The 14,657-nt window shown below is 65.9% G+C and carries 12 protein-coding genes; 6 read left to right on the top strand and 6 right to left on the bottom strand.

The annotated features are described in order from the left end of the window. Positions 1-4: 4 nt before the first annotated feature. The 3 genes from ASE14_RS05530 to ASE14_RS21090 form a co-directional block, all read right to left on the bottom strand. Entirely contained in the window at positions 5-973 is a 969-nt protein-coding gene (locus ASE14_RS05530) for an NAD-dependent epimerase/dehydratase family protein (protein WP_056652060.1), read from the bottom strand. After that, entirely contained in the window at positions 970-1,932 is a 963-nt protein-coding gene (locus tag ASE14_RS05525) for a glycosyltransferase (RefSeq protein WP_235511113.1), read from the bottom strand. The genes ASE14_RS05530 and ASE14_RS05525 overlap by 4 nt, the downstream gene beginning before the upstream one ends. 106 nt (positions 1,933-2,038) lie before the next feature. Further along, a complete protein-coding gene (locus ASE14_RS21090; RefSeq protein WP_235511112.1) occupies positions 2,039-3,451 on the bottom strand; it encodes a glycosyltransferase in 1,413 nt (470 codons plus the stop codon). Positions 3,452-3,552: 101 nt separating this feature from the next. Here ASE14_RS21090 and ASE14_RS05515 point away from each other — a divergent pair, with 101 nt between their 5' ends. The 4 genes from ASE14_RS05515 (at position 3,553) to ASE14_RS20375 (ending at position 9,916) form a co-directional block, all read left to right on the top strand. After that, positions 3,553-5,802 (top strand): hypothetical protein, encoded by a 2,250-nt coding sequence (locus ASE14_RS05515; RefSeq protein WP_056652057.1) that lies wholly within the window; start codon positions 3,553-3,555, stop codon positions 5,800-5,802. A gap of 91 nt (positions 5,803-5,893) precedes the next feature. Further along, a complete protein-coding gene (glf, locus tag ASE14_RS05510) occupies positions 5,894-7,045 on the top strand; it encodes a UDP-galactopyranose mutase (RefSeq protein ID WP_056652053.1) in 1,152 nt (383 codons plus the stop codon). Positions 7,046-7,331: 286 nt separating this feature from the next. Then, a complete protein-coding gene (locus ASE14_RS20380) occupies positions 7,332-7,628 on the top strand; it encodes a hypothetical protein (protein WP_157372832.1) in 297 nt (98 codons plus the stop codon). Then, complete coding sequence (locus ASE14_RS20375; protein WP_157372831.1) at positions 7,625-9,916, top strand: hypothetical protein; 2,292 nt, start codon at positions 7,625-7,627, stop codon at positions 9,914-9,916. The genes ASE14_RS20380 and ASE14_RS20375 overlap by 4 nt, the downstream gene beginning before the upstream one ends. A gap of 168 nt (positions 9,917-10,084) precedes the next feature. Here the strand turns inward: ASE14_RS20375 and ASE14_RS05495 are convergent, their stop codons facing one another. Genes ASE14_RS05495 through ASE14_RS05485 form a run of 3 tightly spaced genes read right to left on the bottom strand, consistent with a single transcriptional unit; the run spans position 10,085 to position 12,203 of the window. Then, the gene (locus ASE14_RS05495; RefSeq protein WP_056652048.1) at positions 10,085-10,465 is read right to left on the bottom strand and encodes a DUF2304 domain-containing protein; all 381 of its coding nucleotides are present in this window, start codon (positions 10,463-10,465) and stop codon (positions 10,085-10,087) included. Next, positions 10,462-11,196 (bottom strand): glycosyltransferase family 2 protein, encoded by a 735-nt coding sequence (locus tag ASE14_RS05490; protein ID WP_056652046.1) that lies wholly within the window; start codon positions 11,194-11,196, stop codon positions 10,462-10,464. Before ASE14_RS05490 ends, ASE14_RS05495 begins: the two co-directional genes overlap by 4 nt. A 29-nt stretch (positions 11,197-11,225) precedes the next feature. Next, entirely contained in the window at positions 11,226-12,203 is a 978-nt protein-coding gene (locus tag ASE14_RS05485; RefSeq protein WP_082600221.1) for a GDP-L-fucose synthase, read from the bottom strand. Positions 12,204-12,308: 105 nt separating this feature from the next. Here ASE14_RS05485 and ASE14_RS05480 point away from each other — a divergent pair, with 105 nt between their 5' ends. Then, a complete protein-coding gene (locus ASE14_RS05480) occupies positions 12,309-13,082 on the top strand; it encodes a glycosyltransferase (RefSeq protein WP_056652039.1) in 774 nt (257 codons plus the stop codon). A 13-nt stretch (positions 13,083-13,095) separates the two neighbouring features. Further along, on the top strand, positions 13,096-14,637 hold the full coding sequence (locus tag ASE14_RS05475) for a DUF2142 domain-containing protein (protein WP_056652036.1): 1,542 nt from the start codon (positions 13,096-13,098) through the stop codon (positions 14,635-14,637). The last annotated feature ends 20 nt before the right edge of the window (positions 14,638-14,657 follow it).

Here is a 14,657-nt window from a genome sequence, read left to right as displayed (position 1 = left end):
CTCATCAGGGCCGGGCGGTGGACCCGGCCTGGATCGCCACGAGCAGGTCGGACATCGTCGCATGGATGCCCGCTGGGAGTGGGGTGAAGTCACGACGGTCGACTTCCGGCCACACGGTCGACGTGAGACGAAGGTCGTGCGCCTGGAGTGCGGCAGCGGCGGAGCTGCCGAGCATGACGTGCGGATGCTGCTTGGCCAGGATGCGGAAGTAGCCGAGCAGATCGGCGATGGTGACGGCCTGACCCGACGAGATGTTCTTCACGACGGTCATGGGCTCGGGCTCCTCGAACGAACGTGCGATCACGTCGCAGATGAGTTCGCCGCAGTCCTTCGCGAAGATGTAGTCGCGCATCGTGTCGAGAGAGACGTAGATCGATGCGGGCTGGGGAGAGTACTGGGCCCGTGCGAGATGCGAGATGAGTCCCTGCATCTTGTCGAGCCGCTGACCAGGGCCGTAGAGGTTCGCGATCCGGCCGAGGACGACGGTGATCGCGAGTTCGTCTGCGAGACGGCGCAGGACCGTTTCGCCGGCGAGCTTGAATCGGCCGTAGGGCGAGATCGGAGCCGGCGTCGTGTGTTCATCGAATGGTGGCCGCTCGGATCCTCCGTAGATGCCGCCCGCTGACGAAGCGAAGAAGATCGTGCCGCGGCGCTCCGCTGCCGACACCCGGATCGTTGCGGCGATCGTGTCGACGACCAGTTGGAATTCGGCGAGCTCGTGGTCGAACGCCGACTGGGGACTGCTCGTGACCGCGACGCCGGCAGCCCAGACGATCACCCATCGATCACCTGGACCGGCCGCGGCTTCGAAGAGCCGCGAGGCTTCGCGGCCCACTGCGGCTTCGAGCCGGTCGCCGCCCCACGGCAGCGGCTCGGCGTCGAGAACCTTCCAGCTGTGACGTCGACGGGCCGCCGTGCTGATCGCGCTGCCGAGAAGTCCTCGGGCGCCGATCATCCAGGCGTACGTCGTCACGGCTTCTCGGGGCGGCCGCGACCGAGCGGGCCGTGTGCGGGATCGCTCGTGATGAGATACGGGGGCTTGCCCATCGCCATGTTCACGTTGATGCCGATGTACTCGGCGATGACGCCGAGCGAGAATAGGATCGCGCCCGAAGTGATCAGCACGATGACGATCATCGATGCCCATCCTGCGGTGTCGATGTGGCCCGTGAGGCGTTCGATGAGCACGTAGACCGCTATCACCGCACCGATCGCGGCGAATACGATCCCGAGGACGCTGACGAATCGGAGGCCGCGGGTGCCGCTCGAGAGGATCATGCGCCAGAAATGCGAGAAGAGACGGCGCGTCGAGTAGCCCGACGTCCGGTCGCCTTCGTCGCGGAGGACGATCGGCGATGTCACGGTCTTGTTCGACACCCAGCCCATCGCGACGTCGAGGTAGACGCCCGACCCCGAGTAGGCGGCGACGCTGCGCCCGATGTTGCCGAGGACGAGACGGTAGCTCTGGTAGTCGGGGGCGTTCGATCCCGCGAACAGCTTGGTGAGCAGCCATTTCGAGCCCTTGGACGCCGTATTGCGCAGAACCCCGTGGGATGGCTTGTTGGTGGGCTTCGCATAGACCACGTTCGCCTGCTCGCGCATCGCGGTATCGATCAGGCCGCCGATGAGCGCGGGGTCGTGCTGGCCGTCCTCATCGAGGGTGACGATCCAATCGCCGCCCGAGGAGGCCATGCCGGCGAGCGTCGCGGCGTGCTGTCCGAAATTCCGGCTCAACCAGACCGCGCGCACGAACGGGTGGCGGGCCTCGAGCTCACGGATGATGCGAGCGGAGCCGTCGGGTCCGTTGTCGAACACGAGAAGTACTTCTTCGACCGTGAAGCTGTGACCGTCCGGCGTGGATCCGACGTGCGTCAGCGGCTCGATCTCTTCGAGGAGACGCGGCAGGGTCGCTTCACCCTGGTAGACGGGCACGACGATGGAGATCCGGTGATCCGCGTCAGCGGACGATGAAAAGCCAGCCGTCACGGAAGGCGACGTTACCACAGTGGCACCTCGCGGCATCCGACCGAACCGCCCATCAGGAAGCACCGCTGGCAGCGGTCAGCGCGGCCGACTTCGACATCCGGCGACCGAGGTAGACGTACGCGAGTCGTCTCGTCATGGCCATGATCCGCGCACGGGTGTTGCCGATCGCGAGTGTGGTGCGGCCGATGACGTCGGGGTGCTCCTCGTGGAGCCATCGGTGGAACCCGATGGCCTGTTCCGACTGCTGTCGTGCGAGGCGAACGCTCCATTGGCTGTCGGAGATGCGGAATCCGGCGAGTGAGCCGGGTACGCCGACGAAATCTCCCTGCAGGAGAACTCGCGCGTAGGTGGCCTCGTCGATCAGGTACGGCCAACGCGAGTCCCACCAGCCGATCGCCTCGAGAGCGTCGCGACGCATCAGAACGCAGCCGGGTTCGCCGAACACGTTCGTGCCGTGGCGCACCGTCGACCGGATCGCCTCGATTCCGGTGTGGTGGCCGAGCAGCCCCGGCAGTCCACGTCCGGCGATGACCGGGCGACTGCTCGCGTCGACGATGTCACGAGCGGATGCCGCGAGCACGGCGCCGGGCGTCGAACTGAGCGCCGCGACCTGCTTCTCGACGATGGACGGGTCGAGCAGGTCGTCGCCGCAGACGAGCTTCAGGTACTCGCCGGTCGCGGCCTGGCTCACCCGGTTCCAGTTGCGCAGCGCGCCGCCTCCGCCTGGAGTGTCGAGCAGGGTGACCCGCTCGTCGTGTTCGTACTCGCGCATGACCGCACGGGTCGAGTCGGTCGAGGCGTGATCGGCGATGATCACTTCGAGGTTCGGGTAGGTCTGCGCGAGCACGGAGTCGATCGTCTCCGCCAGGTAGTCGGCGTTGTTGTACGCCGGAATCACGATCGAGACGAGAGGGTTCATTGCGGCAATTCTCCTGGGTGGGACGGGGTGCTCGGATGCGTTCGCTGCGATCTGCTCGGCGTGGTGTCGGCCTCGTTCCTTCGCGGAGCGACGGAACGAGAAGCCGCGATGCCCGAAGTAGCTCACGAGAGTCGTCACGATCACGATGAGCGCCTGCGCGGGGATCACCGGAAGGTGACCGACTTCGACGAGCAGCGGCAGCAGCAGCAGATTGATGCCGAGCGAGACCAGGTTGACGACTTCGAAGCGTGCAAGGTCGCGCAGGACGTGTCCGCGGACCTTGAAGACGAAGGTGCGATAGAGCACGAACGCGCACAGCACACTGAACACGTGGGCGAACACGAGGGTTGCCAGATACCCCCAGAGCTGGCCGATCGTCAATTCGAAGAACACGAAGAACCCGAACCCGATCACGGTGTTCGTCCCCCCGACGAGGAGGAAGGCGACCTGCTGGTTCCGGATGATGCGAAGGAGTGGGCCCGGCGCCCCCTGCATTCCTGCGGGTGGGCGGGGGTTCTCGTCGGCCGATCGTGCTGTGTCGGACATGTCGGTTCTCGGCGCTCCAGAAAGATCGGGTTGGACGTCAGGATACCGGCGTCGCACTGTGAGGTGTCTGACCAGCCGAGCGCGTGGGCGATAATCGACAGGTGAAGTCGAAACTCGTCTGGCCCCTCGCCGTCGTCGCGGCCGTTCTCGCGGGTGTCGCGATCTCGATCGCGTTCTTCCCGACCTTCTTCTTCGCCGACGACACGCAGGCCGGAGCCTACGGCCAGTGGTACAAGATCGGCGACCGGATCCTCGCAGGCGACTGGTCGTTCGTGAACCCGACGGTCTGGCAGTCCGGCCAGTACCTCGCTGAAGGGGCCTGGGGCCTCTTCAGCCCCGTGCTGTGGGGGATCGGTCTCGCCTCCCATCTCGTTCCGAGCCTGCTGGTCTTCTCGACCGCGGTGAAGGTCGCCTGCCTGATCCTGGGGGGACTCGGGGCCTACCTGCTCGCACGCGAGTTCATGGCGAGTCGTCCGTGGTCCGCGGTGATCGCCGCCGCTGCACCGCTCGCCGGCTTCACGCTCTACATGGATGCAGCCTCGTGGGTCAACGGCCTCCTCGCCTGGTCCATGTGGCCGCTCGCCTGGGCGCTGACGCGGAGAGCCGTCTTCCGTGGCAAGTCCATCTTTCCGGCCGTCGGCGTCTCGCTGCTCCTCGTCGGCATCGGCTACGTCCACGGAACGCTCTTCCTGGGGCTCACCATCGCGGCGACCATCGTCGAGGCCCTGGTGGCGCGCCAACGCGATCAGGCGCTTCGCGGGATCGTCATCGCCTTGTTCGCCGGCCTGTTCGCGATCGTCGTCCACCTTCCCTCGCTCCTGACGGCGCCGGTGAGCGCTCGATCCACAGGTCTCGCCAACACCGGACTGCTCACGGTCGACCTCTCGAATCTCGCCGCGTCCTCCAGCGCGATCGGCGCTCCGGACATGGGCTACTTCTTCTCCCCGGGGCCGAACGCGCCACTCCTCTACATCGCATGGTTCGTCCCGCTGCTGGCATTCGTGAACTGGCGGACGTTGCTCCAACGGCTGAAGGCGGAATCGAGTCTGCTGATCATGCTCGGCCTCGCCGCGTTCGCGGTGCTTCTGCCGAGCGATATCGGACCGCTTCGATTCCCGGTGCGGCTCATGCCGTATCTCGCAATGTGCGTGCTCCTCGTGGTCGCGATCGGGCTCTCGACGGCGAGGCTCCGACCGGTGACGCGAACGCGTTTCGTGACGGCCTCCGTGTGGTACTCGCTCAGCATCTGGTTCGCGTTCACCCAGTCGCCCCAGTTCTGGCGCGTCATGCTCTACATCTGGGTGGCCGGTGTCGTGGTGATCTGGTTCGCGTACCGCGCGTACTCCGCACGTGGTCTGCCCTTCCTCAAGGAGCCGTTGTTCGGGCGCTTCACCGTGCGGGCCACCCCGCTCGTCGCCTCGGTCGTCATGCTGCTGTCCGTCGCCCTGCTCGTTCCGCAGCATGCGACCCACCGGCAGGCCCCGCTGCGCGACTACGGCGTTCCGACGCAGGTCTCGGACTATCGAACGCAGCTCGACGGCGCGGTCGGCGACGTCCTCGTGGTCGGGGGGCCGAAGGTCAACGAGGAGGCCGACTTCCCCTGGTCGGAAAGCGTGGTCAGCAACCTCTGGTACGTGACACGCGTGCCCGTTCAGAACGCCTACACGTCGGTCTTCTACGCTGCGTACGCTGAAGCGACGTGCATGGACTACAACGGAATCACCTGTCCTGAGCTCTACAAGGATCTGTTCAAGCCCATGCCCGAGACGGGCGTTCCCCTGGTCGACCTGCTCGGCGTGAGCTCGGTGCAGGTGGTGAAGGTCGGATACCCCCGGTCGCTCTTCGCGGAGGTGCCCCCGGACTGGCACGTCGTCGAAGACACCCCCGACACACGGCTGATCGTTCGGGACGAACCGGTCGCAGGCGCCGGCGGGGTGGTGTGGACATCCCCGGGCACCGAGGTCACCGTGTTGCATCAGGACGCGATGGGCGTGTCGTTCCGCGTGGACGAGGTGGGTGCGGAGGGCGGCCAGGTGGCGCTCAGCCGCATCCCGTGGCCCGGGTACCGCGTCGACGGAGCTGCGCTCGCCGCGGAACCCGTGGAGGGATTCCTTCTCGGGGTCGACGTCGCCGACGACGCTGCCGGAACGGTCGTCACCGTGTCGTTCTTCGCACCGGGATGGGTGGTGCAGGCGGCGGCGGGTCTGCTGATCGTGCTGCTCGCGGTGGGCTGGATGCTGTTGCGACGACGGGGACGGCGGGTCCTCTCGAACCCGGATGCGCCGAAATCGATGGTCGACCGGCTCGCGGCGGCGACCCGCCGGGGCGATGCACCTGCGCCCCGCCCCTGAACCGACGCCTGCGCCGCGGGCGGGACGCCAGAGCGGTTAGGATTGGTGTTTGCTCCGAGTGGAGACGAGTGCTGATGAGAAGGAATGTACTGTGAACGCTGATCTTGTCGTCGTCGGATCCGGATTCTTTGGGCTCACGATCGCCGAGCGATGCGCGACGCAGCTCGGCCTTCGCGTGGTCGTCATCGACCGTCGCCCGCACATCGGCGGGAACGCCTACAGCGAGGCCGATCCCGAGACGGGCATCGAAGTGCACACCTATGGTGCGCACCTGTTTCACACGTCCAATCCCGCGGTGTGGGAGTACGTCAACAAGTTCACCACGTTCACGCCGTATCAGCACCGGGTGTACACGACGCATCGCGGTGAGGTGTATCCGCTCCCGATCAACCTCGGAACGATCAACCAGTTCTTCCACTCGGCGTACCGGCCAGACGAGGCGAGAGAACTGATCCAGGGCCACGCCACCGAAGGCGATGCGCGCCAGGCATCGAACCTCGAGGAGAAGGCCATCGCGCTCATCGGGCGCCCCCTGTACGAGGCGTTCATTCGCGACTACACGGCCAAGCAGTGGCAGACCGCGCCGACCGAACTGCCGGCCGAGGTCATCAGCCGGCTGCCGGTGCGGTACAACTACGACAACCGGTACTTCAACGACACGTTCGAGGGCCTTCCGACCGACGGATACACCGCCTGGCTCGAACGGATGGCCGACCACCCGAACATCGAGGTGCGCCTCGACACCGACTTCTTCGACGCGTCGCAGCCGGTCAACAAGACGGCTGTCGTCGGGCAGGTCCCCGTCGTCTACACCGGCCCGGTCGACCGCTACTTCGACTACTCGAAGGGCGCACTCACGTGGCGCACCCTCGACTTCGAGCGCGAGGTGATCCCTGTCGGTGACTTCCAGGGCACGCCGGTCATGAACTATGCGGACGCCGATGTGGCGTTCACTCGAATCCACGAGTTCCGCCACTTCCACCCCGAGCGCGACTATCCGACCGACAAGACCGTGATCATGCGCGAGTTCTCGCGTTTCGCGGAACAGGGCGACGAGCCGTACTACCCGGTCAACACGCCGGAGGACCGTTCCGGTCTGCTCGCCTATCGCGAACTCTGCGCTGAGGAGAACGGTGTGCACTTCGGGGGTCGCCTCGGTACATACCAGTACCTCGACATGCATATGGCGATCGGTTCCGCTCTGTCGATGTTCACGAACAAACTCGTTCCCGACCTCGCCTGACGTCGTGCCGCGCATACCGCGCAGGCAATGCTTTCGCGCGCGCCTCTCGCTCTGAGGTGGGCTCGCCCCCTAACGTGGACTCTGTTCCGTAAAGTTGGGGGTGAACTTGAGGGTTCGATTCTGGGTGCTGCGCGCTGCCGCTGCGAGTGCGCTGATCGTCGGGGCCGCTGGTCTGAGCGCGTGCACGATGTCGCCGGACGCGAGTCTCGGTGGTTCGGAAACGGCGACTTCTGCCGAGTCGACCGAGTCGACGAAACCGACTCAGTCGGCCGCGCCGGCGACGGCCATGAGCGTCGTGACCGTCGCCGGAGTCGACGTCGACGGCACGACGGTGTCGGTCTCGGGATTCGTCTCAGGGGTGGTCGAGTCGGACGGCGTGTGCACGTTCATCCTCACCTCCACCGTTGACGGCGCGACCGTCACTCGGGAGAACGACGGTGCCGCCGATGCCGCGAACACCACGTGCGGGACCGTGCAATTGCCGATCACCGAGTTCACCCGCGGCACCTGGACCGTCGAGCTCGACTATTCATCCGGACAGGCGACGACGACGTCCGAGACCGTTGAATTGGAGATTCCGTGAAACTCCGTGTTCCCGCTGCGTGGATCGGTGCGATCGCCCTCGTAGCGTCGCTCATCACCTTCACGCCGACCCAGTCCGCGGAAGCGGCTGATGCCGCCCAGTTCGATCCCGGCAACCTCATCAGCGACGCGAACTTCTTCAACGGCTCCGCGATGACCGCGGGCGAGGTGCAGTCGTTCATCGCAGGCAAGCTTCCCTCCTGTCGGAGCGGATACACCTGCCTGCCCTCGTACACGCAGAACACGCCGTCGATGCCTGCCCTGGCAGGGCGGTGCGCGGCGTACACCGGAGCTGGCGGCGAATCGGCCTCGGCGATCATCGCGAAGGTGGGTGCTGCGTGCGGCATCAGCCAGAAGGTGTTGCTCGTTCTCCTTCAGAAGGAACAGAGCCTGGTCACGGACACCTGGCCCTCTGCAGGACAGTACGCGTCTGCCACCGGGTACAGCTGTCCGGACACCGCAGCATGCGATCCGGCGTATGCGGGATTCTTCTTCCAGGTGTACCACGCTGCACGGCAGTTCAAGAGCTATGCCGCGAATCCCGGCAACTGGAATCACCAGGCCGGTCGGGTGAACTACATCCGTTACGACACGGAGCTGTCGTGCGGATCGAGTCCGGTGTACATCGCGAATCAAGCGACCGCCGGCCTCTACAACTACACGCCGTACCAGCCCAACGCGGCCGCCCTCGCGAATCTCTACGGCACGGGCGATTCCTGCAGCGCGTACGGAAACCGCAACTTCTGGCGCATCTACAGCGACTGGTTCGGCTCGCCGAACTCGGATACGAGCCTCGTGAAGACGTCGGCGTCGTCCACGGTCTATCTCGTCTCGGGTGGCGCGAAGTACGGAGTGCCGAGTCTCGAGGTGCTTTCCGCGCTGGCGCCACTCGGTGCTGTCGGCATCGTCTCGCAGGGCTATCTCGACGGCTTCACGACGAAGCACGATGTCGGGCGCACACTCCGCGGTCCGGACGGGAGCATCTACTTCTTCGACGCAGGCATCAAGCTCGGGATCACCTCATGCCAGCAGGCCGTCGACTACGGTGCATCGTGCGCGGAGGACGGTTACGTCCAGCTCACGGAAGGGCAGATCTCCGCGTTCCGCACCGGACCCAACCTGCTCCCGGTGCTCGGGACCACGGCCGGCAACCGGTACTACATCAAAGACGGTCAGAAGCGCGAGATCCTCGACGACCAGTCGCAGGCTCTCGCCGGTATTCCAGCGGGGTTCAACGTGCTGACCGAGGGCGCGGTGTCGGCCCTCCCGCTCGGCGCGCCGATCACGCGCGACTCGGTCTTCTTCAACGAGCGCGGCACGAACAACTTCTCCTTCCTCACGGGATCGAAGCGCTACGGAGTGCCCGGTCAGGCGTCGAGTTTCGGCATTCCGGCACGGAACGCAGGCGTACTGAGCTGGCCGAGTATCGCGCTGATCCCGAACAGCGGCATTCTGTTCGAGGGCACCGTCGCTGTTCCGGGTAAGCCCGAAGTCCACTTCCTGAGTGCCGCAGGCAGGCAGACCTGGCCGGCGGGCGTCGGGGGGTGGACGAACGGAGCAGCGCTCCCGATGTCGGAGGCGCTCGTGAACACCTACACCTCGCTCGGCTCCATCAGCGTCGGTGCGCTCGTCAAGAGCGCGTCGAATGCCACGGTGTACGTGGTCATGCCGACGGAGTTGAAACCGATCGGCTCATGGGCCGCGCTCATGGCGATGTCTCCCGGTGGCACACCGAACATCCTGACGGTCTCGGAATCGGTGATCGCCGCGCTTCCGAAGGGGATCGTCGCCCTCACCGCCGGGTCACTCGTCCGATCGCCGGGCGATGCGACCATCTGGCTCATCAACGGAACGATGAACCGGATCCCGGTCAGCAGCTTCATCATGACCAACGCGGCGGGGATCACGGCCTGGGAGACGTTCCCGCAGGATCGCATCGACGCCTACCCGATCGCGCCGTCCGTGCTCGGGTTCGGATTCGTCTGCGACGGAAGGAAGTACGTTTCGGGAAGCGGATCGATCCATCTGGTCCCGGCGGAGCAGGAGTCGCTGTATCCGATCACCTACCTCGAGCTGGATCGGTTCACCTGCAACCAGCTTCCGGTGGGGGCACCTGCCACGAAGTTCCTCCGTGATGCCGACAGCAACACGATCTACCTGCTCGATGGCGGGATGAAGCGCCCGATCGGTTCGATGTGGCTCTTCAACCATCTCGGCGGCGACTCGATCGGATACCTGAACGTGCCGTGGCATTTCGTCACGCTGATTCCAACGGGACCCGATGCGTAGAAGTCGACTGCGCTCGGAGCGGCATTCGGGCGGAGAGCGCAGCTGAGCGAGTGTTCTCGCGAGAGACCTGCCGTGTCATTCCGCGGGGCGCGGTATGACACGGCAGGTCTCGAACCGGACTCGCTCGCGTCGTCGCATCCGCGAGGGCGCGCCCCGAGCTGGGTTCGGTCAGCGGCTCTCGTCGCTCGGGTTCGTGCGGGCGTGGGACTCGAGTTCCCTGATCCTCAGGTCCTGCAACGCGAGCCCTTCGGCGAGTGCGCGATTCTGGTTCTCGAGGTCGGTGAGTTCAGCGCTGTGCTGCAGGCACACGAGGAACAGCACTGCGAGGCTGACGAAGAACACCAGGTTCGTGGGTACCTCGACCCCCACCAGGTCCGAAGCCCATTGCAGGGTCTGCGGGAACACGCCGATGACGAGTGCGAACACCCCGGCGAGCAGCCACCAGATCGCGTGGCGCTCGCGAAGCCGGCGACGGCGCAGCATCTCGATCACGACGCCGAGCACGGCGATCGCAACGACGATTCCGAAGATGTAGCTGACCGGGTTCACGATGTGGCCTCTCGAGTGAGCGCGACCCGCGGCCGGAGGAACGCGAATGCGACCGCGATGCCGACGCGGGCGAGAAAGACCGCCGCCTTCACCGGGTTGTGCGACGGCACTCCTCCGGCGCGAGGGCGCATCGCGACGGGGACCTGGCTGATCGAACAGTTCGCCCTGGCGGCGATGACCAGTGACTCGACCGTGTCGCCCAGGTACTCGGCCGGATAGTGCTCGGCGAAGAGGCGAACGGCGCGGGGCCCGGAAGCGCGGAAGCCGGATGTCGCGTCGCTCAGTTCGGTCTTCGCGGTCTTGCTGAGCAGCGAGGCGAGCACGACCATCGCCCAGCGGCGCGGTCCTCGCACTGCGTAGTCGCCTTCGCCGGCAAAACGCGCGCCGACGACGAGGTCGGAGCGGTCGAGCTGGTCGATGAGGCGTGCCGCATCTTCGGGGTTGTGCTGCCCGTCGGCATCGATCTGCACGACGTTCCGGTAGCCGTGCTCGAGCGCGTACTTGAATCCGACGCGCATCGCACCGCCGACACCCAGATTGAACGGCAACGATGCGACGGCTGCTCCGGCGGCCCGTGCCTGAGCGACGGTGTCGTCGCGTGACCCGTCATCGACGACGAGGCAGGCCACCCCGGGGAGCTTCTCGTAGACCTCGCGGACGACATCGCCGACCGACTCTTGCTCGTTGAATGCGGGCATCACGATCAGCGTGCCTTGGAACCTGTGCCCCATGCGTCAGATCCTAACAATCCTGGTGACGGTCACTTGGCCCGCAGGGCATCGAGGTGGTCCAGGTACCACTCGTAACTCGCGGTGACACCGGCCTCGAGACTGGTCTTCGCGCTCCAGCCGAGTCCATTGATGCGAGAGACGTCGAGCAGCTTGCGCGGCGTGCCGTCGGGCTTGGAGACGTCCTGAGTGAGACGGCCGGTGTAGCCGACGACGCGTGCGACGAGCGCTGCCAGGTCGGCGATCGAGATATCGGAGCCGACTCCGACGTTGATGGTTTCGGGGGAGTCGTAGTTCTCCAGCAGGAAGAGGCACGCCTCTGCGAGGTCCTCGACGTACAGGAACTCGCGAAGGGGAGTGCCGGTGCCCCAGATCACGACCTCGGGACTGCCGTGCACCTTCGCCTCGTGCAAGCGGCGGATGAGCGCGGGAAGCACGTGCGAGTTCTCGGGGTGGAAGTTGTCACCGGGTCCGTACAGATTCGTCGGCATCGCCGAGATCCACTTGCGGCCGTACTGCCGGCGCGACGCCTGCACCTGCATGATGCCGGCGATCTTCGCGATCGCGTATGCGTCATTGGTCGGTTCGAGGGCCCCGGTCAGCAGGGATGACTCGGCGATCGGCTGGGCCGCGAACTTCGGGTAGATGCACGACGAACCGAGGAAGAGCAGGCGATCGACCGATTCGGCGTTCGCGGCATCCATGAGGTTCACCTGGATCTGCAGGTTCTCGCTCAGGAACTCGGCCGGGAAGGAGTTGTTCGCGACGATGCCGCCCACTCGTGCCGCAGCATCGATGACGACATCGGGACGTGTCTCGTGCATGAACTCGAACACGCGCTCACGATCGGTCAGATCGAGTTCGGCGGATGTCGCTCCCACGAGGTTGTCGAACCCCGAATCGGCCAGATGACGCCAGATCGCGCTGCCGACGAGGCCGCGATGTCCGGCGACGTAGACGCGGCTCGCGCGGTCGAGGGCGTGACTCGTCGGCGTGTTAGTTTTGCTCACTGAACCTAAACTCCTCGATCCCAAATTCGCCGGCGGGCGACTCTCCAGAGTACTCGCTCGCGCTGGTGCCGCGGGTACCCCATCCTTCGCAATAGAGACGTGACCATGACCAGCTCAGATATCCTCGTCGTGCTTCCGACGCTCGGCGACCGTTTGGACACGCTCGCCGAGACGCTCGAATCGGTCGACGCCCAGCGGGCCGACGTCCGTCTGACGCTCGTCGTCGTCACGCCTGCACACGCGATCGAGGCGCGCGAACTCGCAGCCGCCCATGGCGCCGTCATCGTCGATGACCCGAAGACCGGTATCTCGGCGGCGATCAACTGCGGACTCTCCGCCCGATCGGATGAGAAGTACTACGCATGGATCGGCGACGACGACCTCTTCCGTCCCGGAGGGTTGGGTCTCCTCTTCCAGAGCCTCGAGGCGGATGACGGCGCGGTGCTCGCGTACGGCGGGTGCGACTACATCGATCCGTCCGGAACGACTCTCGCGGTGAGCAACGCCGGCGGGCTTGCGAAGCTCCTCCTGCCATGGGGCCCCGACCTCATCCCGCATCCGGGAACGATGGTCCGGTTGGACGCGCTCGAGGCGATCGGGGGGTTCGATGTCGAACTCAAGTACGCCATGGACCTCGACGCCTTCCTGAAACTCCGAAGCCACGGCCGCTTCATCTGGACCCGACGCGCGGTCTCGGCCTTCCGCTGGCATCCCGACTCGCTCACGGTTTCGAACCGGCGAAGCTCATCCCTCGAGTCCGAGGCGGTGAAACGGCGCCACCTCCCCACAGTGCTCCGACCTCTCAGTCCGCTCTGGAATCACCCCATCCGCTGGGCATCCGCGTTCGCCGCGAAGCGTGTCAGCGCGAAGGCGAACTGAGACTGGAGCAGCAATGACCGACACCCAGGGCACCGAAACCGCGATTCCCGCCAAACGTCGATTCCGTGCGATCTTCCTCGTGCCGCTGCTCGCCGTCGTCGCACTGATGTGCTGGGCGCTCGCCTCCCCGGTCGGTGCAAGTCCCGACGATGACTTCCACCTCGCGAGTATCTGGTGCGCCGGCGGAGACCGCGACGGCCTCTGCGAGACGACCGGCGACCCGGCGACCCGCAAGGTGCCCGCAGAGGTCTTCACCGCGGCGGATTGCTACCGCCATCAGCCCGAGCAGAGTGCTGCCTGCACGAGTGATCTCGACGGGCACAGCACGAGCGACCTGATCGAGACGGATCGCGGCAGCTTCCAGAACAACTACCCGCCGGTCTACTACGCGACGATGAATCTCTTCGCGAGCCCGAACATCCAGGCATCGGTCATCGCCATGCGCGCCGTGAACATCGCCCTGTTCGTGGGGATCACGAGCGTGCTGTACCTCCTGCTGCCGGCGATCCGCCGGCCCGCACTGCTCTGGGCATGGATCGTCACTTCGGTTCCGCTGGGCCTGTTCCTCATCGCCTCGAACAATCCGAGCGCCTGGGCGATCATCGGCGGCGGTTCGGTGTGGTTGGCCCTGCTCGGGTACTTCGAGACGTCGGGCAGGCGGAAGATCGCGCTCGGCGGGCTCGTGGTGCTGCTGACGGTGATGTCGGCGGGGTCGCGGGGAGACGCCGCCGTCTACGCCGTGCTCGCGATGGCGGCCGTCGTGTTCCTCTCCGCTCGGCGCGAGCGTTCGTTCTGGCTGAGCGCGCTCCTGCCTGCTGCGATGGCCGTGGTCGCTGCCGTGTTCTACTTCTCGTCGCTGCAGTCGACGGTGTCGGTGTCGGGCCTCAGTGATGGCTCCGTCGACAGCGAGGAGCAGAGCGCGGCCTCGATCCTGCTGAGCAACCTCGTCAACGTGCAGTCGCTCTGGCAGGGTGTGTTCGGCTCCTGGTCCCTCGGCTGGTTCGATACGCCGTTGCCCGCCCTCGTCGCGTTCAGCGCGATGGCGGTCGCCGCGGGTGTCGTGTTCGCCGGCCTTCGGTCGCAGTCGATCCGGAAGACGATCGTGCTCATCGGTGCAGCGCTCGTGCTGTGGCTGCTGCCGACGTACGTGCTCCAGCAGAGCGGCGACCTGGTCGGTGCCAACGTGCAGCCCCGCTATCTGCTCCCGCTCATCGTGCTGTTCGCCGGGCTCGCTCTGCTGCAGGTCGACCGGCATCGCTTGACGTTCTCTGGAGTGCAACTGGGCTTCGTCGTCGTATCGCTCGCGATCGCGCAGTCGGTTGCGCTGCACTTCACCCTGCGCCGGTTCATCACCGGTGTCGGCGGCGGCGGTTGGAACCTGAACGCCGACATCGAGTGGTGGTGGCCCGTCGCTCCGGCCCCAATGGTCGTGTGGCTCGTCGGAAGCGCCGCGTTCGCGGCGGTGCTCGTCATTCTGGTTCGGGAGCTCCAAGGCATCTCCGCGCACGCAGTGCTCGAGCCTCGGTCCAGCGGTCGCGCAGCGGCGCTGCGCTAGGATTTTCGACGGGTGCTCGC

It is taken from the genome of Agromyces sp. Root81 (assembly GCF_001429165.1).
In the GTDB taxonomy this organism is placed as follows: Bacteria; Actinomycetota; Actinomycetes; order Actinomycetales; family Microbacteriaceae; genus Agromyces.
The sequence above is the reverse complement of the archived record's forward strand: the minus strand, read 5'-3'. Positions and strand labels throughout refer to the sequence as shown.

Bases quoted from the DNA above. Each gene is read 5' to 3' on its own strand.
- ASE14_RS21090 (WP_235511112.1), bottom strand. From the start codon at position 3,451: ATGTCCGACACAGCACGATCGGCCGACGAGAACCCCCGCCCACCCGCA.
- ASE14_RS20380 (WP_157372832.1), top strand. From the start codon at position 7,332: ATGAGCGTCGTGACCGTCGCCGGAGTCGACGTCGACGGCACGACGGTG.
- ASE14_RS05490 (WP_056652046.1), bottom strand. From the start codon at position 11,196: ATGGGGCACAGGTTCCAAGGCACGCTGATCGTGATGCCCGCATTCAAC.
- ASE14_RS05480 (WP_056652039.1), top strand. From the start codon at position 12,309: ATGACCAGCTCAGATATCCTCGTCGTGCTTCCGACGCTCGGCGACCGT.
- ASE14_RS05475 (WP_056652036.1), top strand. From the start codon at position 13,096: ATGACCGACACCCAGGGCACCGAAACCGCGATTCCCGCCAAACGTCGA.